Genomic DNA, 22,339 nt, shown 5'->3' with positions numbered 1-22,339 from the left:
CGCGCGCACTGCGGCGCGCAGCCGGCCTTTCTGAGGTGCCGCCGCGTCTAGCCGCCCGAATAACCGCCGATGATCGGCAGGATTTCTCCAGTGATGTAGCTGGAGCAACTCGGCGCTGCGAGAAACACATAGGCGGGCGCGATTTCTTCCGGCTGCGCCGGCCGTTTCATCGGCACCCCGCTACCGAATTTCTCGACGCCCTTGGCGTCGCGATCCGCCGGATTGAGCGGCGTCCACACCGGACCGGGCGCGACGGCATTGACGCGAATCCCCTTGTCCACGAGATGCGTGGCCAGCGAACGCACGAAGGCATGAATGCCGCCTTTGGTCATCGAATAGTCGAGCAGCAGGCTGCTGCCCATCAGGCCGGTGACCGAGCCGGTCATGACGATGGCGCTGCCCGGCTTCATATGAGGCACCGCGGCCTTGGCCATGTGGAAATAGCCGTAAAGATTGGTCTTGAGCGTGAGGTCGAAGTGCTCCTCGGTGAGGTCTTCGAAATCCTGCACGTGCTCCTGGAACGCGGCGTTGTTCACCAGAACGTCGAGACCGCCGAGCTTATCGACGGTGTTGGCGACGCTGGCCTTGCAGAATTCCGGATCGGCGACGTCGCCGGCCATGACAATGCAGCGTCGGCCTTCCTTCTCGACCATTTTGGCCGTGTCGCGCGCATCCTCGTGCTCGTTGAGATAGGCGATCGCCACATCGGCGCCTTCGCGCGCGAACAGGATTGCCACGGAACGGCCGATGCCGGAATCGGCGCCGGTGATCAGCGCCACTTTGCCCTTGAGCTTGTCCGAACCTTTGTAGTGCGGCGCATCGACCATCGGCGCGAGTTCGAGATCGGCCTCGACGCCGGGCTTCTTCAAGTGCTGCGCCGGCAGCGGCGGTTCGGGATAAGGCCGCGAGCCGGCCTGCATCGCGCCGGTCTCGCCCTTGGACTTGCTCTTCTTATCCTTGGCGTCAATCTTGCTCTGGATCGCGCGTCCCGCGGCCGCGACCTTGTCCGCCGCTTTGGCAAATCGTTCCATGTCCGCGGTCGTCATCGATTGCCTCGTCCCGTTCAATTTCACGTTGTCTGTGTGCACTTGAAACGGGCTGGACAGCGCATGGTTCCGCGATCGCGCGTGGCGCGGCCGCGGCGCCTGCACCTTTACGGGAGTTTCAGGTTCCGCGAGGCCCGATCGCATGCGGCGCGACATCGAGGCTCACGGCGATGCCTTCGAGATCGAGGCGCGGCGCCGGATAGCGCTGCATGACCAGCGGGTCGTGACCGGGCACGACATGATCGGGCGTCGGCGCCTGTGCCAGCAACGCCTCGAAGCCATCGAGCATCTCGCCGACATGGAACGACGTCGTGTACGGGCGACGGCTCTCCAGGTTTTCATAGAAGTGCGAAACATCGGAAGCCACGACCACCCAGCCGCGCTTGGTGTGGACACGGACGAACTGCAATCCGGCGGAATGACCGCCGACCACATGCAGCGAGATGCCGGGTGCCAGCTCCTTGGAGCCGAAGTGCCAGGCGACGCGTTGCGCGAAGTTCAGCCGCACGATGCCGCAGACGTCGTCCGGCTCGAACGAATGCGCCAGCCGCGGATAGGCCATGTAGTGGCCGGTGGCATAATGCATCTCCGGCTCCTGCAGATGGAAGCGCGCCTTGGGGAAGCGGTGGAGGTTGCCGACGTGGTCGTAATGCAGATGGGTGAGGATGACGTCCGTGACGTCGTCGGCATCGATGCCGATCAGTTTGAGGCCGTCGATCGGATCGCGCAGGAAGGTGCGCTGGCGCCGCGCCGCCACTTCAGCGGTGAAGCCGCAGTCGATGACGTACGTCTTGTCGGCCGACACCGCGGCCCAGAGGAAATAGTCCATCGGCATCGGGCCGTCATGCGGATCGCCGCCGATGAAATGGTCGCGGCGCTGCCCGTTTCGCGTGGCGTAACGGATGGCGGTGAGCTCGAATTGCGGCAGGTCGGCGGGCATTGCGTTTCCTCTGGATTTTTTTGGCGGCTTTGAGTGCCGGCGGCGGCGTCAGACGGCGGCGGCCCGCTGTTGCGGGGCTCCACTGCCCACGCCGGAATGCGAAATTCTGATATACGAAACTTGCATGTCGCTTTCCCCGGCGATCTGGCGTTACAATAATATAATAATACAATTGGCGGCGCGACGGCGAACGTCCCTCGCCCGGCCGCGGGGAAGGAACGTTCATGACCGAAGGTCAGGTTCTCGGCTTCATTGGTGTCGGCCGCATGGGCGCCCCCATGTCGGGACGGCTGATGGATGCCGGCTATTCGCTGTGCGTTTATGACACCAATCCGGAGGCGACCAAGCCCTTGGTGGCGCGCGGCGCCAAGCTCGCCAAGTCTCCTGCCGAGGTCGCTTCGGCTTCGGAAATCGTCTTTCTCAGTCTGCCAACGCCGCCGATCGTCCAGGCAGTCGTCCTCGGTCCGAACGGCGTCAACCAGGGCAACGCCGTCAAGACCGTGATCGACTTGTCGACCACCGGACCCAGCGCGGCGAAGATCATCGCGCAGGCGCTCGGCGAACGGCAGGTCGCCTGGATCGATGCGCCGGTCAGCGGCGGCGTGCCGGGCGCGGAAAAGGGCACGCTCGCGGTCATGGTGTCAGGGCCGAAGGCCACCGCCGACGCGATCGACCCGCTGCTCAAGGTGTTCGGCAAGACTTTCTATACCGGCGAAAAGCCCGGCCTCGCCCAGGTCGCGAAACTCGGCAACAACTTGCTCGCGGCAGCGGCCATCGTGCTGTCGTCGGAAGCGGTCGCCATGGGCGTCAAGGCCGGCCTCGATCCCAAGGTGATGATCGACATCATCAACGCCGGCAGCGGCCGCAACAGCGCGACCCAAGACAAATTCCCGAAAGCCATCCTCACCGGAACCTTCGATTACGGCTTCGCTACCGCGCTGTCCTACAAGGATGTGCGCCTCTGCATCGACGAAGGCGAAGCGCTCGGCGTGCCGATGATCGCTGGGGCCGTTATCCGGCAAATGCTGGCAGTGACGAACGCCAAATTCGGCCCCGAGTCCGATTTCACTTCGATCGCGAAGGTAATCGAGGAATGGGCCCACGTGGAAATGCGCAGCAAAACGACCTGACATCTATCGCACGGCGGCGCCCCCCGATCAGGGAGCACCTGCCACTGATTGATCCAAAGCCTGACACCGGGGCGGCCGCGCCCTGGTCAATAAAACAAAAGCAAATGACGGGGAGGACACACCTATGGCCCGCCGGCACGGCGATCCTACTTGCGTGAGAGGCTTCCTCAAGCATCGCTGTTGCGAGTTTGAATGTCACGCGCTGAGGTCGGCCCGCCTCACGGGGTGCGCCTCATGACATTTCCAATTCTCGTCGAGAATGTTCTGCAGTCATTGATGGCCGGCCTTCTGGTCGGCGCCATCTACGGCCTGATGTGCGTCGGCCTGGCGCTGATCTTCGGCATCATGAGGGTGATCAATTTCGCCCAAGGCGATTTCATGATGCTTGGCATGTACGTGGCTTATTTCTTCTTCGCGGCTCTGGGTGTGCAGCCGCTGTTCGGCAGCATCTTCGGCCCGTATGTCGCGGCATTTCTGGCCGCGCCGGTATTGTTCGGTGTCGGCTATTTCGCGCACCAGTTTCTCATCTCGCGGGTCAGCGGCACACGCACCGCACAGCTCGATGGCGAAGGCCACTACGCGCAGCTCATTCTCACGCTCGGCATCGCCCTCATTCTGCAAAACGCCAGCCAGATGATCTTCGGCTCGATGGTCGTGTCGGTCAGAACGCCGCTGTCCAGCACGGCTTGGATCATCGGGCCGCTCTGGGGAGATTTCATCGAGATCTTCGTCAACAAGGCGCGCGCGATCGCCGCGATCGTGTCGCTTCTCGTCATTGCTGGGCTGGCTTTGGTCATCGGCGGCACACGGCTCGGCAAGGCGCTGCGCGCCTCCGCCGACGATCCGACTGCCGCCACTTATATCGGCATCGACGTCAATTTCGCCCATCGTATCGCCTTTGCGCTCGGCATTAGCATTACGGCGCTCGCCGGCGGCCTGCTGGCGCCGAACTATCCCTTCCATCCCTTCGTCGGGCTCGAATACGTCATCATCATGTACGCGGGGGTCGTGCTCGGCGGCCTCGGCAGCATCATCGGCGCGTTCTGGGGCGGCATGACCATCGGCATCGTTCAGCAGATGTCCGCGCTTGTGCTGCCGACGCAACTGCAGAATTCGGCAATCTTCGTGTTCTTCCTGCTCATCGTCCTGCTGCGCCCGCAAGGCCTGTTCGGCCGCGTCACCGAGAGAACGTGAGCCATGCGAATGCGCACACTGCTCCCACTCGTGCTGCTCGCGGTCGCCTATGCCGCGCTCTCGTTTCTCGTCACTAATTCCTACTATCAGCTCGTGATGACGCTGGTGCTGATCTGGGCGTCGTTCGGCCTCGCCTGGAACCTGTTCAGCGGCTACACCGGCCTCATTTCCTTCGGCCACGCGGTGTTCTTCGGTCTCGGCGCCTATTTCACCGCGCTGGGACAGATCTATTTCGATCTGACGCCGTGGCTGCTGATCCCGGTCGCCGCACTGGTCGGCGGCGCGGCCGGGCTGCTGATCGGGGCGCTGACGTTCCGCCTGCGCAGCCACTATTTCGCGCTCGCCATGCTGGCTTATCCGCTGGCGATCCTGAACGTGTTCATGTGGCTCGGGTATCAGGAACTGACGATCCCGATGAAGCATAAGGACGCGGTGCTGTACATGCAGTTCACCGACGGCCGCATGTACACCCTGCTGGCCATCGGTATGACGTTCGCCATCGTCGTGCTGTCGCAAGCCGTCGAGCGCTCGCGCTTCGGCATGGCGCTGATCGCCATCAAGCAGAACGAAGCGGCGGCGGAAGCCGCGGGTATCAATACGCTGGTCTGGAAGCTGCGCGCTATCACCTTGAGCGGAGCAGTCACCGGCGCGATCGGCGCGTTCTATGTGATGGTGTTGCTGGTCGTCACGCCGGAATCGGTGTTCGGCATGCTGGTCTCGGCGCAGGCGCTCACCGTAACCATGTTCGGCGGCGTCGGCACCGTTTGGGGACCGCTGATTGGCGCGGCCATCCTCATCCCCACGAGCCAAATCCTCCAGGCCAAGCTCGGCGCGCAATTTCCTGGCATTGAGGGCGTTATCTACGGCCTCGCCATCGTTGTCGTCATCCTCGTCGCTCCCGAAGGCATCTTCTGGCGCGTGCGTGACAAGTGGCGCAAGCGTTCTGGAGCGCCGGCGATCGCGGAAGCCGTGGCGACCGACGTTCCCGTCGCTGCCGAGCCCCTTCCCCCGGCGGTCACGCCGCAAGCCGGTGGCGAAATCATCCTGTCGGTCCGCAATTTGTCGAAGTCGTTCGGCGGTCTCAAGGCCGTTCAGAACGTCAGCTTCGACGTCCAGCGTGGCAGCATTCTCGGCATCATCGGCCCGAATGGGGCCGGCAAGACCACCCTTTTCAACCTGCTCAACGGCTTCCAGCACCCGGACGCCGGCGAAGTGCGTCTCGACGGCCGCGATGTGTTCGGCGTAACGCCGCACCGATTGTGCGAGGCCGGCGTCGGCCGCACGTTCCAGGTCATGCGTCCCTTCGCGCGCCTGTCCGTCGCCGACAATGTCATCATCGGCGCCTATGTCCGTGCGGCCAACGACGCCGAAGCGCGCGCGCACGCAGCCGACGCGATCGCCCGCGTCGGCCTGACGAGCGTCGCGCACCGCGTCGCCAGCGAACTGACGACCAAGGAGCTGCGGCTGATGGAGCTCGCGCGTGCGCTCGCCGGCGCGCCCCGCCTGCTGCTGCTCGACGAGACATTGGCCGGCCTCGGCGCCAACGAGGCGGCCGAAGTCGTCACCGTGCTCAGGGCGCTGGCCAAGCAAGGCATCACCATCGTCATCATCGAACACACCATGCACACGATGGTGCGGCTCGTGGATCGGTTCGTCGTGCTCGATCATGGCGCCGTGCTGGTCGAGGACACCCCGCAGGCCATCACGCGCGACAGCCGCGTCATCGAAGCCTATCTCGGCACCAAGTGGAGCGCCCATGCTTGAGATCGCAGGCATCAGCGCAGGCTACTCGAGCGTTCCGGTCCTGCGCGACGTGTCGATCACCGTCGCCGAAGGCCAGTTCGTCTCCGTCGTCGGCCCGAACGGCGCCGGCAAGAGCACGCTGTTCAGAACCATCTCTGGCATCCTGAAGCCCTCCGCCGGTGCGATCCGATTTGAGGGCAACGACCTGCTCGCGCTGCCGGCAAGCCGCCGCGCGCATCTCGGCATCGCTCACGTGCCCGAAGGCCGTCACGTCTTTCCGTCGCTGACGGTGATGGAGAACCTCGAACTGGGCGCCTTTACCGAGGCCGGCCGGCAGAACTGGAAAACCAATATAGATCGCATCCTCGGGCTCTTCCCGGTCCTCTCGGAGCGCCGCCGCCAGTTCGCCGGTACCCTGTCGGGCGGCGAACAGCAGATGCTGGCGATCGGCCGCGGGCTGGCCTCCTCGCCCAAGCTGCTGATGCTGGACGAGCCGTCGATGGGCCTCGCACCTACCATCGCCGATTTCATTTTCGACCAGCTCACCGAAATCCGCCGCCAGACCAGGCTGACAATTCTGCTCGTCGAGCAGCGTGTCGCCGAGGCGCTGCAGACCGCCGATCACGGCTACGTGCTCGAGGCCGGCCGCGTCGTGCTCGAAGGCGACAATCAGACTCTCCGCGCGAATGACCGTATTCGCGCGGCCTATCTCGGAATGTAGCTTGAAGAAAAACCGCATCGCTCGCGGAAAACAGGGAGGAGTCAAAATGAAACTGGGACGCAGACAATTTCTCGCTTCGGCCGGCGCCACGGCGTTGACCGCGTCGCTCTCCGCGCCGACCGCCTGGGCGCAAGCAGCAAAGGAGGTCGAAGTCGGCCTGCTGGTGCCGCTCTCGGGTCTCTATGCGCGCTTCGGCACCTCGTGCCGTCAGGGCGCGGAGATGGCGGTCGAACGCATCAACAAGGAAGGCGGCATCAAGTCGCTCGGCGGCGCCAAGATGAAGCTGGTGGTCGTCGATGCCGGCGACACCGCGGAGAAGGCCAAGAGCGCCGCCCAGCGCATGGTCGCGGACTATCCGAACATGGTCGGCGTCTCCGGCGCCTATCTGTCGACCCTGACGCTGGCCGTCAGCGAAGTGACGGAGCGCGCCAAGCTGCCGATGCTGACGCTCTCCTACTCGGACCTGATCACCGACCGCGGCTTCAAATACATCTTCCAGACCTCGGCGACGGCCGCATCGCAAGCCAAGCAGGCGATGCCAGTCGTCCTCAAGGTCGCGAGATCGGCCGGCGGCGATCCCAAGACCGTCGCCATCATCACCGATAACACCGCGGCCTCGGTCGCCTCGGTGAAGCCGATGCGTGAGGGCCTGCTCGCCGAAGTCGGCCTCAAGATCGTAGTCGACGAGACCTTCACGCCGCCGCTCGCCGACGCAACGCCGCTGGTGCAGAAGGTGCGCTCCGCGCGGCCCGACCTGCTGTTCTTCCTGCCGACCGTCATCTCCGACGCCAAGCTCGTGCTCGAGAAGATGAACGAGTTCGGCATGGGTCAGGGCCGGGTGCCGACCATGGCCTTCGGCATCGCCATGTTCGAACCCGACATGCTGCAGACCATGTCACCCGACCTGCTGCAGGGCATGATCGGCTCGATCGGCAGCTGGGGCGGCAAGGGCCACGAAGGCATCGCCTCCGAACTCAAGGCCAAATACAAGGAGCCCTGGGTCGATCAGAATGTCATCTCGACCTATGGCGATTTCATCGTGATGCGCGACGCGCTGGAGAAATCCGGCAAAGCCGACCGCGAGTCTCTCGCGAACTCGCTGCATACGCTCGACGGCGGGCCGTCGAAATACTACCCGGGCGGCGCGATCAAATTCGATGAAAAGGGACGTCGTGTCGATGCCGGTCTGGCAATCATCCAATGGCAGTCCGGCACGCCGGTGACGATCTATCCGGAAAGCCTCGCGGTGGGGAAGCCGATCTGGTCGAAGAAGTAAGTATTGACAACATCCGGTCCGGCGGCCGCCCGGCCGCCGGATATGCCGTTTAAATCCCGACGAATTCTGTCGAAAATGGACTGGTAATGAGTGAGTTTCCTGGCACGTCCTGGCTCGATCGCTATGTCTCGCGCGTCAATGCCGACGCCGAAATGGGTGTCATCGGAGACTGGCTGAGCGCGACCTTCACGCTCACCTTCGGCGACGCCCGTTACGCCGTCGTCGTCGACAAAGGCAGGATCACCAAGCTGATCCCCTCGCCGCGCTTCGACGTCCGCGCGCCCTTCGGCTTCCGCGCGCCGGTCGATGTCTGGCGCAAGTTCCTGAGCCCCGATCCGCCGCCGCTCTATCACGACTTCTTCGCCATGCTGATGCGCGTCCCGGACTTCGTCATCGAAGGCGACAGCCTGATCGCCATGCAGAACGCGCGTGCGCTTCATCGCATGATGAACATCATGCGCGAGACGGGAGCGCCCAATGCCTGATTTCGAAGCCATCGTCGGCCGCTATCTCACCGTCGAGATCGGCGGTGAACAGCACCGACTGTTCATCGAGGAAGCCGGCCGCGGCATTCCCCTGCTCTGCCTGCACACCGCCGGCAATGACAGCCGCCAGTTTCGTCATGTCATGAACGACAAGGAGGTGACCGACCGCTTCCGCGTCGTCGCCTTCGATATGCCCTATCACGGACGCTCGACGCCGCCTGATCAATGGTGGCTGAAGAAGCCGCGCCTGACCACGAAGCTCTACTTGGAGATCGTCCGCGCCGTCTGGACCACGCTCGAGCTTGAGCGCCCGGTCGTGATGGGCTGCTCAATGGGCGGCGCCATCGTGCTCAAGGTGGCGGCCGACTATCAGAACGAGATCCGCGGCATCGTCGGTCTGGAAAGCTCAGCCCATGCCCCGGGCCGCTACAACGACTTCCTGCACCATCCTGCGATCCACGGCGGCGAACTGTGCGCGAGCTACACCTACGGACTCAACTCACCCTACAGCCCCGAGCAGAACCGCCGCGAGAACTGGTGGTACTACAGCCAGTCCGGCCCGGGCGTGTATCAGGGCGACGTGCACTTCTACAGCAACGACTGGGACGCACGAGAGGACATCAAGACGATCGACACCGGCCGCTGCAAGGTCGCGCTGCTGACCGGGGAATTCGACTATTCCTGCACGCCGGCCATGACCGAACAGGTCGCGGCCGCGATCAAGGGCTCGCGCTACACCCTGATGAAACGCATGGGGCATTTCCCCATGATCGAGAACTATCCTGACTTCCGCCCCTATCTGCTCGACGCGCTCGACCACGTTGCAGCGTGACGGCATCCCATCAACAGATTGGCAGAGACGCAGCATGAGTAAGGAAACCTTCGACCGCGGCCTGGAAATCCGCAAGTCGGTCATCGGCGCCGAATTCGTCGACAATGCCTTCAAGAACGCCGACGATTTCAGCATGCCGCTGCAGGAACTGCTGACCGAATATTGCTGGGGCTATGTCTGGGGCCGCGACGGTTTGCCGCTGAAGTCCCGCAGCATGATCAATCTCGCCATGCTGTCGGTGATGAATCGTCCGCACGAATTGAAGACCCATATCAAAGGAGCCCTCAAGAACGGCATGACCCGCGAGGAAATCCGAGAGGTCTTTATGCAAATTGCCATCTATGCCGGCGTGCCGGTGGCGGTCGATTCTTTCCGCATTGCCCGCGAAGTCTTTGCCGAAATCGACGGCAAGAAATAGGATCGCGGACAAAGACACCGGAGCGGGAGGACGCGAATGAGCGACGACACCTACGAAATCTATGCGATCAAGTACGGCCGCCACGAGCGGAATTCAGCCGACAATTTCATCGGCGGCGACACCCATGACGTGCCGATGCCGCTCGACTATTTCGTCTGGGCGATCGTCGGCAAGGACCGTACCATCATCCTCGACACCGGCTTCGACCAGATGCGGGCCGATGCACGCAAGCGCAAGATCTCGAAGCCGGTCGGCGACGGCCTGCGAGCGCTCGGCGTCGACCCGGCCTCGGTCAAGGACGTCATCATCTCGCACATGCATTACGACCACGCCGGCAACCACGACCTGTTTCCGAACGCGCGATACCACCTGCAGGAATGCGAGATGGCCTACGCCACGGGACGCTGCATGTGCCAGGCCATGATGCGCATGCCGTTCGAGGCTGCCGATGTCACCGCCATGGTCGACAAGGTTTTCAAGGATCGCGTCGTGTTCCACGACGGAACGGCCGAGATCGCGCCTGGCCTGTCGGTGCACCACATCGGCGGCCACTCCAAGGGCCTTCAGGCGACGCGCGTCAAGACACGGCGCGGTTGGGTCGTGCTGGCCTCCGACGTGGCGCATTTCTACGCCCATCTCGATCAGCGCCGCGTCTTTCCCATCACCTATAACGTCGCCGATGTGCTCGCCGGCTATGACAAGGTCGAGGCGCTGGCGTCGTCGAAGGCGCATGTTGTGCCCGGTCACGATCCGATCGTGCTCGACATCTACCCGGCGGCGCGACCGAACATGGAAGGCTGGGCCGCACGACTCGATGCCGACCCGAAAGCCAGATCCGCCGCGGCGCAAGGCTGATTTTCAACCGACGGCGCGAAGGCCGTGTTACCAAGTCCCAAAGAACGATAATGGAAGGAAACGAAGAATGAAAAAATCGATTGCTTGTCTTGCCCTTGGCGCGATGGCGCTGATGACGGTTTCGGCCCATGCCGAGACCAGCGAATTGCGCGTCCCGCTCGGCGCCGGCGGCTTCGGCTTCCTGCCTCTGCACATGATGAAGAAGTATCAGTTGGTCGAGAAGGAGGCTGAAAAGCTCGGTATCAAGCTGACGGTGAACTACGCCAATGTCGGCGGCCCGTCGGTGATGAATGACGCGCTGCTGTCGGGCTCGGCCGACTTCATCTCCGCCGGCCCGCCGGCCTTCCTGATCCTCTGGGACCGCACCAAGGGCAAGGGCGACGTCAAGGGCGTCGCCGCCATGAGCACGATCCCGATGTATCTCAACACCAAGTCCGACCACCTCAAGAAGATCGAAGATCTCAAGGACGGCGACAAGATCGCGGTGACCGCGGTGAAGGTCTCGATCCCTTCGATCATCATGCAAATGTACGCCCGCCAAAAGGAAGGCGCGGACGCTACCTTCAAGTACGACAAGTTCACGGTGTCGATGACGCATCCCGATGCGGTGGTCGCGATCCTGTCCGGCAACAAGCAGGTCACGGCGCACTATGCCTCGGCGCCGTTCCACCAGCGCGAGATCAAGGAAGGAGCCCGCACCATCCAGACGACCGATGACGTGATGGGCGGCCCGCAGACTTTCACCATGATCTCGACGACGAAGAAGTTCCACGACGAGAACCCGAAGGCCTACGCCGCATTCGTTGCGGCGCTGAAGGATGCCTTCGACATGATCAAGAAGGACAAGAAGGCCGCGGCCGAGGTTCTGCTTGAATCGATGGGCGGCAAGGGCTGGGACGTCAACGAACTTGCCGCGATGCTTGACGACAAGGACACCAAGTACACGACGACGCCCGAGGGTGTCATGAAGTATGCCGACTTCATGCACTCGATCGGCACCCTCAAGAACAAGGCGGCTTCGCTCGACGATCTGTTCTTCGACGCCAAGTCGCTCGGCGGCGGCAACTAAGGCCGATACGCTTAACTGCAATAGCCAGTGGCGGCGCCGCACGGCGTCGCCACTGGCTCCTTCATTCGGAGACCTGCAAAAAATGAGTAACGGCGCCGCCCCAATTCTGGCTGTCAAGGGCGTGACACTTCAATATCAGACCCGCGATCATCTGGTTACGGCCACCTACCGCGTCAGTTTCGATATCTATCGATCCGATCGCTACGTCATCCTGGGGCCCTCCGGCTGCGGCAAGTCGACCCTGCTGAAAGCCGTCGGCGGCTTCATCCGCCCGGTCGAAGGCGAAATCCGGCTCAATGACGTCTCGATCAGCAAGCCGGGCCCCGATCGTGTTCTGGTGTTCCAAGAGTTCGACCAGTTATTGCCGTGGAAGACGGTGAAGCAGAACGTCGCCTTCGCGCTGACCGCGAGCGGCAAGATGGGCAAGCGCGAGGCCGAGCAACGCGCCTTGCACTATATCGACATGGTCGGGCTCACCAAGTTCGCCAACAACTATCCGCACACTTTGTCCGGCGGCATGAAGCAGCGCGTGGCGATTGCCCGCGGCATGGCCATGGAGCCGGAAATCCTGCTGATGGACGAACCCTTCGCGGCGCTCGACGCGCTGACGCGCGCCAAGATGCAGGAAGAGCTGCTGCAGTTGTGGGACAGCACCAAATTCACTGTGCTGTTCGTCACCCACTCCATCACGGAAGCCGTGCGCGTCGGCAACCGCATCCTCCTGCTCTCGGCGCATCCGGGCCAGGTCAAGGGCGAGATCAACAGCAACGGCACCGACGACATCGGCGCCGATGGCCGCCCGCTGTCCGACCGCATCGAACACCTTCTTTTTGAACAGAATATCGGCGAAAGGACTGCGTCTCATGACTGACGCCCGCTCCGTTCTTCACACCCGCCCCGAGGTCATCTACCAGGTCAGCACGGCCGGCATCGGCGTCGTGCAGCGGCCGCTGTCATTGGGCCAGCGCCTCGCCAACCAGGGTGCGCTGCGCAAGTCGCTGGTGCTCGTCATCCTGGCATTGCTCTGGGAAGGTTACGCGCGCTGGCTCGGCAACGATCTGCTGTTTCCGACGTTCAGCGCGACTGTCGTCGCCTTCTGGCAGGCCATGATCAGCGGCGAATTGCCGGCCGCCACCTGGTTCTCGATGAAGATCTTGTTCCAGGGCTATGCCGCCGGCCTGCTGCTTGCCGGCCTGCTGACGGCCTTTGCCAGCGCGACGCGGATCGGTGCCGACCTGCTCGAAGTGCTCACGGCCATGTTCAATCCCCTGCCGTCGATCGCGTTGTTGCCGTTGGCGATGATCTGGTTCGGGCTCGGCACCGGCGGCATCGTGTTCGTGCTTGTCCACGCCGTTCTGTGGTCGGTTGCACTCAATACGCATTCCGGCTTCCGCGGCGTCAGCCCGACCTGGCGTATGGTGGGACAGAACTACGGCCTATCGAATCTCGGTTATGTCGTCCGCATCCTAATTCCCGGCGCATTTCCCAACATCCTCACCGGCCTCAAAATCGGCTGGGCTTTTGCCTGGCGCACCCTGATCGCGGCGGAACTGGTGTTCGGCGCCAATTCCGGCGGCGGCGGCTTGGGATGGTTCATCTTCCAGAGCAAGAACTCGCTGGAGATTCCCTCAGTGTTCGCCGGTCTTCTGACCGTCATCCTGCTCGGCCTTGCGGTGGAGAACCTCGTCTTCCTCACCACCGAGAAGGTGACGGTGCGCCGTTGGGGCATGCAGCACTAGGGCCGTGGAGCCCTAGCGCGGGTTCCAGCGGCCTTCGCGGGCCAGTTCGCGAACCTGGGTGGCGATCATCTTGGTCAGGGCGCGCGTCGCGACCGTCATCGGCCGCTGGCTCGAGGTGGCAAGCAAGAGCTGCCGCGTGAGCTGCGGCCGCACGATGGTGAAGCACTTGATGCGGCCGGCCTTGACCAGGTGATGCACGGTCGAGAACGACAGGATCGTGTAGCCGACGCCCTTCTCGACGAGATTGAGAGTTGACGGCATGGCGTCGATCTCGATGACGATGTTCGGCTTGATCCCTGCCTTGCCGAACACCTGATCGACCAATACGCGCAGGCCATGCGGCCGGCTGGGCAGGATCATCGGAATGTCGGCAAGCACCTTGGCCTGCACCGAGCCCGCCGGCAGCTTGCACGGATCCTTCATTGCGCCCAGCAGCACCAGTTCGTCCCGCAGCAGCGGCTCCGACAGCACATTGCTCAACGCCGGTGCGTTGTAGAGCACCGCGACATCGATCTTGCCGGTCAGTAGCCACTCCAGAACGTGGCCGCTGAATCCTTCGACGACGCGCATCGCAATTTGCGGATATTGCTCGCGATAGCGCTCGACCAGCGGCACGGTCAGTACGGCACCGACCGACGGCGGCATGCCGACGGCAACGGTGCCATGAGGGCTGGTTTGCAGCGCCGCGATTTCCGACGCCGCGCGCGCCGCTTGTTCGAGAATGCCCTTGGCATGCTGCTCGAGCATCTTGCCTGCTTCGGTCAGGATGATGCCGCGGCCGTTGCGATAGAACAATTTGACGCCGAGTTCGGTCTCGAGCGCCTTTACATAGCGGCTGAGTGCCGGCTGGGCGATCGACAGCGCAACCGAGGCGCGCGAAAAGCTGCCGCATGACGCCGCCGTCGAGAATACCTTGAGCTGCTTTATATCCATGCGGCGGCGCGCTTTCCTTGCCGGGCAAACGACCGGTCCACCGAAATCCGCATAACAGATAGCACAATTTCATCCGCAGATGACGGTGCGGAAGCTGCGACAATCTCCACCGGACAGTGAGAGCCAATCTCACAGACACGGGGGAGATCGCCATGGCCCATGCGAATTCGGCAAACAAAGGCAATGCATTCCTGACCGGCGCGGCCGGCGGCATGGGCACGGCAATCGCGCGCGCGCTGGTCGCGGCGGGCTATCGCGTCGTGCTGGCCGACCGCGACGAGGCGAAGCTCAAGCCGCTGGCCGCCGAGCTCGGCGCCGCCGTCACGCCTCTCATCCTCGATGTCACCGATCCCGACCGCACCGCGCGCATTCTCGAACTGGTGCCGGCCGAATTCCAGCCGATCGATGTTCTGATCAACAATGCCGGGCACGACATCGGCGGCCGTAAACGCTTCGATGTCGGCTCGGCCGACGACTGGGCCGCCATCGTCGATACCAACCTCAACGGCCTGATGCGCGTCACCCGCGCCATCCTGCCCGACATGGTCCGCCGCAACAAAGGCGACCTCGTCAACATGAGTTCGGTCGCCGCCGTTCGGATCGTGCCGGACATGGCACCCTACAACGCCAGCAAGGCCGGCATCCACATGCTGACGGAAATCATTCGTGCCGAACTGGCGGAAACCGCGATCCGCGTCACCGAGATCATGCCGGGCCTTGCCCGCACCGGCATCATCAAGACCCGCTACCGCGGTGACGAGGCGATGACCAAAGCCTATTTCGACCAGTTCAAGATGGCGCTCGATCCGGAGGACATCGCCCGCTCCATCATGTTTGCGCTCGCGCAGCCGCCGCATGTTCAGGTCGCGGAGATGATGGTGTTGCCGGTCAATCGCTACTGATCCTTCATTGCCGCGGCACGGTCAGCGCGCAGAGACCGGCAACGTCCGCGCTCTGGTCCAGGCCCCAGATGGCGTCGATCAGCGGCTGAATGTCGTGACTCCCGTTCCACCCCGCCGCGGCGTGGCGCAGCTTGGCTTCGAGATCGCCGTCGCTCATCGGATTGACGTCGCTGCCGCGCGCCGCCTGCGTCGATAGCCGGTAGACCTGGCCGTCCGCGGTGGCGATATCGACCGCGGCGGCAATGGTGGAGAACGACGAGTCGCGCACGACCTCGACCTTGGCCCGCAACGCCGCGACCTTCGGATCGGCGACGCATTCGTCGCTGAACTCGTCAGGCCCGGCCTTGCCGCGCATGAGCGCCGCGGCGACGGCGTGCTGCACGCTGACTTGCGACAGCCGGCCATTGGTCACGTTGGGACGGTCGGTACGGTCGGCGAGCAACGGATTGCCGCGCACCACGACCTTGACGACCTCGGCGTCCCGGTGATCGCGCCGCCAATCCAGCACGCAATCGAGCACCGGGTTGATGACGAAGCCGCAAGGATACGGCTTGTAAGCGGTCTCCATGATCTGCCAGCTCTTGCCCCAACCGTCGGTCAGGAACGACAGGTCTGGCGGCACGCCCATGGCGTTGTAGAAGCCCTGCACGCCGTTCAGCGGCTCGGGCGGCCCGTCGAAGCCCTTCTCCGCGAGGAGCGCCGACAGCAGACCGTTGCGCGCCGCATTGCCGACGCTGGCGCTTTTCGACGCGGTGCCGAGGCACTCGCACAGGCCGGAGGATTGCGTCGCCGCCGTGCCCAGGGCCCAGACCAGCCGCTGCGCATCGAGGCCGATCAGCTTGCCCACCGCGGCCGCCGCGCCAAAGACGCCGCAGGTCGAGGTGACGTGCCAGCCCAATGAATAATGCTGCGGCGAAACCGCAAGGCCGATGCGGTCCTCGATCTCGTTGCCGAGCACGATGGCGAACAACAGGTCCGGACCGCTGACGCGGCGCAACTCCGCCAGCGCCAGAAGTGGCGGCACCACCGGCACGGTCGGATGGATCACGGTGCGGGTGTGGGTGTCGCAGAAGTCATAGACATTGGCGCCGGCGGCATTGAGGAACGCGGCGCTGAGCGCGTCGATGCGCTCACCGCGTCCGACCAGCGTTGCCTGTTTGCCGCCGGAAAATTGCGCCAGCGTGGCGAGGGCGATCTCGACCGGCGCGGTTCGGCAGCCGGCCAAGGCCACGGCGAAGAAGTTCATCACCGAGCGCTTGGCCTGATGCATGACGTCGGCCGGAATGTCGTCGAGCCGGGTCTGGGCGACGAACTGGGCCAGTCTTTGCGTGACGTTGAGGCGGTCGAGCATCGAAACCCTCTCGAATTGTTGTCACCTGCACGGCGGCCTGCGCTACGCCCCTGTGAAATTGGGCGGGCGCTCTTCCATGAAGGCCTTGCGGCCTTCTTTGTAGTCCTCGCTGGCGAAACACGCCTGCACCATGGCCTCACAGGCGGCGAGATCGCGCTCGTTCGAGGACTTCACGACTTCGCCGACGATGAACTTGACCGAATCCACCGTGAGCGGCGCATTGGACGCCATGGCCGTGGCGTAACCGGCAACGTAGCTCTCAAGATCGCTGTCCGGCACGACGCGATTGACCAACCCTATCGCCGCCGCTTCCGCGGCGGTGAACTGACGCGCGGTGTAGAAGATTTCCTTAGCGAAGGACGGGCCGACGACATCGACCAGCCGCTTGATGCCTTTAAAGCCGTAGCCGAGACCGAGTTTCGCAGCCGGAATGCCGAATTTCGACGTGTTCGTACAGATGCGCATGTCGCAGCACATCGCCATCGCCATACCACCGCCGATGCAATAGCCGCGGATCATCGCGAGGCTCGGCTTGGGAAAGTCGTAGAACGCGGCGTAGGCGCGCTCGACGCGGACGGCGTAGCTTTTGACCGTTGCCTCGGTCGAGCGGTCCTTTTCGAACCGGGAGATATCGGCGCCGGAGACGAAGGCCTTGCCGCCGGCGCCCGAGACGACCATCACGCGGATGGCGGGGTCCGACTTGAAGTCGGCGACGACAGCCTCCGCCGCCCCCCACATGTCGAGCGACACCGCATTGTGTCGCTCCGGGTTGTTGAAGATCAGGTGACCGACCGCGCCGTCCTTGCGTGACAGGATCTTGTCGGACATCGATGTCTCCCGGTCGGCCGCCGCCTACTTGGCGGCCTTGCCTTTGATCTCGACGCCGGCCCACTTCTCGACCGTGCGCGCCGTGGTCGTCAGGTCGCCGTCGAAGCCCTCGATCGCTTCGGTGATCGACAGGAGCTGGTTCACCGCATTGCCGACGATCATCGGCACGCCGAGCGATTCAGCGAACGACACGGCAAGCTTGGCGTCCTTGTGCATGAGGCCGATGGCGAATCCGAAGTCGAAGCGCCGGTTCAGCACGCACCGTGGAAACTTGTCTTCGGTCGCGGTGTTGCGGCCGCTGCCGGAGTTGATGACGGCGATCATGGTGTCGGCGTCGAGACCGGCCTTGGTGCCCATCGCCAGCGCTTCCGACGTCATGGCGACGGCGGTGGCGGAGAGGATGTTGTTGACGAGCTTCATCGCCTGGCCCTGTCCGGGCTCGGCGCCGACCCAGAACATCTTGCCGATGACCTCGACGATCGGTCGCAGCTTCTCGGCGAGATCCTTCGGGCAGGCGACCATGACGGCGACGGTGCCCTTCTCAGCGCCGCCGGGACCGCCGCTCACCGGCGCATCGACGGCGGCGATACCCTTGGCGGCAAGCGCAGCAGCGACTTCCTTGGCGACCACCGGACCGGTGGTCGACAGATCGATGAAAGTCTTCACCTTGCTGCCGGTGGCGACATTCGCCGCCACCGACTTGACGATGTCCGGAGTCGGCAGGCTGGCGAGCACCGTTTCGGCGGCGGACGCCACTTCAGCGGGCGAGCCGGCGCGCTTGGCGCCACGTTGCACCAGCCGGGCGACATTCGTCTCGTTCAGGTCATAGACGGTGACGCCATAGCCGGCTTCGAGCAGCCGGCCGGCCATGTGGATACCCATGCGGCCGACGCCGATGAACCCCAGTTCCTGCTTTGCAGACATCAATGTGCGCTTTCCTGATTCATGACCGAAGGGCAGGTTTACGGCTTTTTGGCCGGCGTGGCGGAAACCTTGCCCATTTCCTTCAGCACTTCGTTGGCGATCTTGAAGGCATCGAGACCGGCCGGAATGCCGCAATAGATCGTAGCATGCAACAGGGTTTCCTTGATCTCGTCGACGGTCACGCCGTTGTTGATGGCGCCGCGCACGTGCAGTTTGATTTCCGGGCCGCGGTTCAGCGCCGTGAGCATCGCGAGGTTGAGCAGGCTGCGCGTCTTGCGCGGCAGACCCGGACGGCCCCAGCCGTAGCCCCAGCACCATTCGGTGGTCATGTGCTGGAATGCCATCATGAAATCGTTGGCGTTGGCGATGGAGCCGTCGACATATTCCGGGCCAAGAACCTCGCGGCGGTGCTTGAGGCCTTCGTCGAACATCACCTTCGCGGCTTTATCCATTTCGCTGCTCATGATCACTTCCTGTGCTTGAGGGATATTTGGAGGGACTTGTGCTCTTTCCTGCGGAAACGGCGCCATGCCGTACCGCAGGACCAGAGCGACGCCGAATTCTGAGACGGTGTCCCGCGACGCACCCTGGGTCGCAGGAATTTATGCTGAAGTCACACGGCGATGCGCCACTCGCGGGCCGGGCTTCAAATTTCCTCCGTGTGTACCGCCCGCTTTTTTTCGGCCAACCAAGGACCGGACGCGGAAAGCCTGATATTGTCTGATAGTAGTACGGTATGTAAAATAGAGGCCCGAGAGGGTCAAGGACCAACTCCGCACAGAGCCGATGCAAAATGGCCGATGCAAGGATGAATGACGAAAAGTCGGGCGGCCTGCTCGAGGGCCGTTGCGCGCTCGTCACCGGTTCCACCGGCGGCATTGGCTATGCCGTCGCGAGGAGCCTCGCCGCTGCCGGCGCCAGGGTCATCATCAACGGCCTCGTCGATGCGGCAGATGGTGACGCCGCCGCCCGGCGTCTGTCGTCCGACACCGGCCGTGAAGCCACGTTCGACGGCACCGACCTGACCGACGTCGCCGGGATCGAGCGCATGTTCGAAAATGCCATGCGCCGCTTCGGGCCTGTCGACATCGTGGTCAACAACGCTGTGGTGCGGCACTTTTCTGCGGTCGAGAGCTTCAAGACCGAAGACTGGAATCGCTCGCTCGCCGTCAATGTCTCGGCTGCGTTTCACTGTATCCGTCTGGCGGTGCCGGCCATGCGGGCCCAGGGCTGGGGCCGCATCATCAACATGTCCTCGATCTTCGGCGCACGCGGCGCCGAAAACCGCATCGACTACGTAACCACCAAGACAGCTCTGCTTGGCATGACCCGCGCCGTCGCCATAGAGACCGCGCGCACGGGCATAACCTGCAATGCCATCGCCCCCGGCGCGGTGCCGACGCCGCCGCTGCTGTCGCGCATCGCGGAAATGGCCGCCGGTGACGGCATCAGCGCGGCGCAGGCCGAGCATCGCTATGTCGCGACCCGGCACCCGACCGAGCGTTTCGTCGAGCCCGACAATGTCGGCGCCTTGGCGGTGTTCCTGTGCAGTCCGGCTGCCAAGGACATCACCGGCGCGACCCTTCCGATCGACGGAGGGTGGCAGGCGCGATGACCCGGCGCCACGGCATGGGTCAGAATTCCCCTGCCCTGTCCGGAGACGAGCATTCCTGCGCCCGTCGTTCCGTTGTAGAGATGTACGGATTCGGCCCGTCCTGGGCCCAGATATCGGAGGAATTGGCCTTTGACCGCGCCTTTCATGAAGCCTGATTTCCGGGTCGAGAAGGTTGCCGCGCCGCTGCGCCAGAGCGTTACTGAGAGCATCCGTTACGCCATCGCGTTGGGTCACTTCAGCGCCGGCGAGCGGCTGACAGAACGCGCGCTGTGCGAAATGACCGGTGTGAGCCGGACGTTGGTGCGTGAGGCGCTGCGCCAGCTCGAATCCGAAGGCCTCATCGAGGTCGTGCCGAACCGCGGCCCCATGGTCACGCGGTTGTCGGCCGAACAGGCCGAAGGCGTTTATCAGGTGCGCACCGAACTCGAAGGGCTCGCGTGCCAGCTTTTCGCCGAGCACGCCTCCGACAAACAACGGACTGCGCTGCACGAGGCGTTCCGCAACCTCAAGAAGTCGCTGAAGGACACGGACCCGCTGGCGCGGCTGCGCGCCAAGAACCATTTCTACGAATGTCTCGTCGAAGGCGCCGGCAATCAGGCGCTCGGTGATACATTGCGCCTGCTTAACGCCCGCATCATGTTGCTGCGCGCAACGTCGCTGCGGGCACCGGGCCGCACCACTGCGAGCCTTGCCGAGCTCAGTGACATGATGACTGCGCTTGACGAGAAGAACGGTAAGAAGGCGCGCACGCTGGCCGAACTTCATGTGCGCAACGCAGCAAAAACAGCCATCGCCCTTCTCTATGCGCAGCCAGAACCGGCGCCGACGAAGCCCAAGCGCGCTGCCAAGCCGACGGAAACGGCGTCTCGCCTCGGCTCGCGCTAGCCTGACTGGCGGCGTCGCCTTATGCCAGGCTGATCAGCGATGTGAGCCGCGCTGACGGATGGCCGCTTTCAAAGCCTTTGATTAGTGCCAGGCTGGCTTCGATCCGCTCGCCGGGAAGTCCGCATAGCGGGACCAGGGCGCGATACTTCGCTTCCACATCGCTCCATTCGACTCCGCGCGGACCTGATCCGCGCGGCGCCTTGCAGGTGCTTCGATATTCTTTGCCGTTCTTCATCTTGATGATGACAGTGCCGCCGTGGCGATGCGGAAACCGGTCGGGCAGCGGCGTCGGGTTCGGATCGAACGCGACCTTGTCTTGCAGGGCGGCGATGACAGGATCGGCCATTTTCTGCGGATCCATGTGCTCCCAGCTAAACCGACCATCGACGATGGACGCCGCGACGAAGTAGTACAGGCTGTGTGCCGCATCGACGAGGTTGCGCGGATGCGGCTCGCCTTTGAACTTCGTCCACTGCACGGACGAGGAAATTGTGATTGCCTCGACCTCATTGGGGTCGACATGACCGAGGCGCGCCGCGTCCGACGCCGCTTCTGCGGTGGCGTGAAACGGGTGTGCGCCCGGCATGAGCTTGATCGCCATGTCGGTCACGATGTCCCATGACGCCCCGAGATCGCGGGTGATGTCCTCGAGTGCCTGGCCGCCCATGGCTGAGAGAAAGCCGCGCGGCTTGTCGAGGACACCAAGTTCACCTTCAAAGCCCGCTTGTGCCGCCAGCGCCGCCTGCAGGCCGGCCGCGGCTGAGCAGCCGGCGTGATACTCGCGGCCGCAACTCGTGTCCGCCGAGATAGCCATGCCGCCGATCGAGGTCGCGGCAAGCGCGATGGCGTGTGCCATTTGCTGTGTGCTCAGCCCGAGCAGGCGCCCGGCTGCCACGGTGCCGCCGAACACGGTAGAGACCGAGCCGTGAAAGCCGCGCTGCATGCGCCCCGGCGTCAGCGCTTCATCGATGCGGCCCGCGATCTCGTAGCCGACGACCATCGCCGCCAGGATATCAAGGCCGCCGGAGCCAAGCTTCTCCCCGAGCGCCACGGACGTTGTCGAAACAATCGTGCCGATATGCGCGATACTCCTCAGATCGCTGTCGTCACTCGCGGCAGCATCGCTGGCGATAGCATTGACGCGTGCCGCGGCCGCCACGGGCAGCTTTTTTCCGACGAACCAGATCGTGGCATCGGGCGTACCGCCATTGGCCAGATCGAGATCGCGGATGATGCGAGCCGACGCGATGTTCTGGCCCATCGCGGTGCTCGCCACCGTACTCGCCAGGCTCATCTTCGCCCGCTCGAGGGCTACCGACGGAATGGTCGATGGCTTCGTCTCGGTGGCGAAGCCGGCGAGACGAAGGGCCAGACTTTGGTCATCGCTCATGTTTGATACCGTCGTGAGGTGAGCGCCGACTTGCGTGATGGGCCGGCCTTTTCGAGGCCGGAA

At 63.6% G+C, this 22,339-nt stretch carries 22 protein-coding genes and 1 pseudogene; 15 read left to right on the top strand and 8 right to left on the bottom strand.

The genetic code is table 11. The features are described 5' to 3' along the window. Positions 1–47 precede the first annotated feature (47 nt). Both ASD45_RS00635 and ASD45_RS00630 read right to left on the bottom strand, forming a co-directional pair. Positions 48–1,031: an SDR family oxidoreductase gene (locus ASD45_RS00635; RefSeq protein ID WP_156380901.1), complete on the bottom strand. Its 984-nt coding sequence runs from the start codon at positions 1,029–1,031 to the stop codon at positions 48–50. A 133-nt stretch (positions 1,032–1,164) separates the two neighbouring features. Continuing rightward, the gene (locus ASD45_RS00630; RefSeq protein WP_056909716.1) at positions 1,165–1,986 is read right to left on the bottom strand and encodes an N-acyl homoserine lactonase family protein; all 822 of its coding nucleotides are present in this window, start codon (positions 1,984–1,986) and stop codon (positions 1,165–1,167) included. Between the two features lie 224 nt (positions 1,987–2,210). Here ASD45_RS00630 and ASD45_RS00625 point away from each other — a divergent pair, with 224 nt between their 5' ends. The 12 genes from ASD45_RS00625 to ASD45_RS00570 all read left to right on the top strand — a co-directional run bounded on the left by ASD45_RS00625 (position 2,211) and on the right by ASD45_RS00570 (position 13,448). After that, positions 2,211–3,116, top strand: coding sequence for an NAD(P)-dependent oxidoreductase (locus ASD45_RS00625; RefSeq protein WP_056909715.1), 906 nt, complete (start codon positions 2,211–2,213; stop codon positions 3,114–3,116). Positions 3,117–3,350: 234 nt separating this feature from the next. Further along, positions 3,351–4,310 (top strand): branched-chain amino acid ABC transporter permease, encoded by a 960-nt coding sequence (locus ASD45_RS00620; RefSeq protein ID WP_056912509.1) that lies wholly within the window; start codon positions 3,351–3,353, stop codon positions 4,308–4,310. A gap of 9 nt (positions 4,311–4,319) precedes the next feature. Continuing rightward, positions 4,320–6,074 (top strand): branched-chain amino acid ABC transporter ATP-binding protein/permease, encoded by a 1,755-nt coding sequence (locus ASD45_RS00615; protein ID WP_244485130.1) that lies wholly within the window; start codon positions 4,320–4,322, stop codon positions 6,072–6,074. Continuing rightward, complete coding sequence (locus tag ASD45_RS00610) at positions 6,067–6,774, top strand: ABC transporter ATP-binding protein (protein ID WP_056909713.1); 708 nt, start codon at positions 6,067–6,069, stop codon at positions 6,772–6,774. The genes ASD45_RS00615 and ASD45_RS00610 overlap by 8 nt, the downstream gene beginning before the upstream one ends. Positions 6,775–6,820: 46 nt before the next feature. Then, entirely contained in the window at positions 6,821–8,050 is a 1,230-nt protein-coding gene (locus tag ASD45_RS00605) for an ABC transporter substrate-binding protein (protein WP_056909712.1), read from the top strand. Positions 8,051–8,136: 86 nt separating this feature from the next. Next, complete coding sequence (locus tag ASD45_RS00600; RefSeq protein WP_056909711.1) at positions 8,137–8,535, top strand: hypothetical protein; 399 nt, start codon at positions 8,137–8,139, stop codon at positions 8,533–8,535. Beyond that, the gene (locus tag ASD45_RS00595; protein WP_056909710.1) at positions 8,528–9,367 is read left to right on the top strand and encodes an alpha/beta hydrolase; all 840 of its coding nucleotides are present in this window, start codon (positions 8,528–8,530) and stop codon (positions 9,365–9,367) included. The genes ASD45_RS00600 and ASD45_RS00595 overlap by 8 nt, the downstream gene beginning before the upstream one ends. Positions 9,368–9,401: 34 nt before the next feature. Further along, positions 9,402–9,785 (top strand): carboxymuconolactone decarboxylase family protein, encoded by a 384-nt coding sequence (locus ASD45_RS00590; RefSeq protein WP_056909709.1) that lies wholly within the window; start codon positions 9,402–9,404, stop codon positions 9,783–9,785. 36 nt (positions 9,786–9,821) lie between these two features. Further along, entirely contained in the window at positions 9,822–10,640 is an 819-nt protein-coding gene (locus tag ASD45_RS00585) for an N-acyl homoserine lactonase family protein (protein WP_056909708.1), read from the top strand. Positions 10,641–10,707: 67 nt separating this feature from the next. Next, positions 10,708–11,709 carry an ABC transporter substrate-binding protein gene (locus tag ASD45_RS00580; RefSeq protein WP_162249375.1) on the top strand — a complete coding sequence of 334 codons (1,002 nt, stop codon included), beginning with the start codon at positions 10,708–10,710 and terminating at the stop codon, positions 11,707–11,709. Positions 11,710–11,791: 82 nt separating this feature from the next. Beyond that, a complete protein-coding gene (locus tag ASD45_RS00575) occupies positions 11,792–12,580 on the top strand; it encodes an ABC transporter ATP-binding protein (RefSeq protein WP_056909706.1) in 789 nt (262 codons plus the stop codon). Then, a complete protein-coding gene (locus tag ASD45_RS00570; RefSeq protein WP_056909705.1) occupies positions 12,573–13,448 on the top strand; it encodes an ABC transporter permease in 876 nt (291 codons plus the stop codon). The genes ASD45_RS00575 and ASD45_RS00570 overlap by 8 nt, the downstream gene beginning before the upstream one ends. Before the next feature lie 12 nt (positions 13,449–13,460). On the opposite strand, the gene ASD45_RS00565 is transcribed toward ASD45_RS00570, so the two are convergent. Further along, positions 13,461–14,381: a LysR substrate-binding domain-containing protein gene (locus ASD45_RS00565; protein WP_056909704.1), complete on the bottom strand. Its 921-nt coding sequence runs from the start codon at positions 14,379–14,381 to the stop codon at positions 13,461–13,463. A 152-nt stretch (positions 14,382–14,533) separates the two neighbouring features. Here ASD45_RS00565 and ASD45_RS00560 point away from each other — a divergent pair, with 152 nt between their 5' ends. After that, positions 14,534–15,283 (top strand): SDR family oxidoreductase, encoded by a 750-nt coding sequence (locus ASD45_RS00560; protein ID WP_056909703.1) that lies wholly within the window; start codon positions 14,534–14,536, stop codon positions 15,281–15,283. 4 nt (positions 15,284–15,287) lie between these two features. Here ASD45_RS00560 and ASD45_RS00555 read toward each other — a convergent pair whose 3' ends face one another. The 4 genes and pseudogenes from ASD45_RS00555 to ASD45_RS00540 form a co-directional block, all read right to left on the bottom strand. Beyond that, complete coding sequence (locus tag ASD45_RS00555) at positions 15,288–16,634, bottom strand: MmgE/PrpD family protein (RefSeq protein WP_056909702.1); 1,347 nt, start codon at positions 16,632–16,634, stop codon at positions 15,288–15,290. A 42-nt stretch (positions 16,635–16,676) separates the two neighbouring features. Next, positions 16,677–17,465: pseudogene (locus ASD45_RS00550) on the bottom strand (enoyl-CoA hydratase); the annotation flags it as partial. Between the two features lie 21 nt (positions 17,466–17,486). Further along, positions 17,487–18,386, bottom strand: coding sequence for an NAD(P)-dependent oxidoreductase (locus tag ASD45_RS00545; protein ID WP_056909700.1), 900 nt, complete (start codon positions 18,384–18,386; stop codon positions 17,487–17,489). A gap of 38 nt (positions 18,387–18,424) precedes the next feature. Further along, on the bottom strand, positions 18,425–18,850 hold the full coding sequence (locus ASD45_RS00540; RefSeq protein WP_056912508.1) for a carboxymuconolactone decarboxylase family protein: 426 nt from the start codon (positions 18,848–18,850) through the stop codon (positions 18,425–18,427). A 344-nt stretch (positions 18,851–19,194) separates the two neighbouring features. Between ASD45_RS00540 and ASD45_RS00535 the strand changes: the two genes are divergently transcribed. Continuing rightward, positions 19,195–20,001 (top strand): SDR family oxidoreductase, encoded by an 807-nt coding sequence (locus tag ASD45_RS00535; RefSeq protein ID WP_056909699.1) that lies wholly within the window; start codon positions 19,195–19,197, stop codon positions 19,999–20,001. A 144-nt stretch (positions 20,002–20,145) separates the two neighbouring features. After that, complete coding sequence (locus tag ASD45_RS00530) at positions 20,146–20,886, top strand: GntR family transcriptional regulator (RefSeq protein WP_082540555.1); 741 nt, start codon at positions 20,146–20,148, stop codon at positions 20,884–20,886. Between the two features lie 19 nt (positions 20,887–20,905). Here ASD45_RS00530 and ASD45_RS00525 read toward each other — a convergent pair whose 3' ends face one another. Next, complete coding sequence (locus tag ASD45_RS00525; protein WP_056909698.1) at positions 20,906–22,276, bottom strand: MmgE/PrpD family protein; 1,371 nt, start codon at positions 22,274–22,276, stop codon at positions 20,906–20,908. Positions 22,277–22,339: the final 63 nt, after the last annotated feature.

The organism is Pseudolabrys sp. Root1462 (genome assembly GCF_001426945.1).
In the GTDB taxonomy this organism is placed as follows: domain Bacteria; phylum Pseudomonadota; class Alphaproteobacteria; order Rhizobiales; family Xanthobacteraceae; genus Pseudolabrys.
This window is presented reverse-complemented; position numbering and strand designations above follow the sequence as displayed.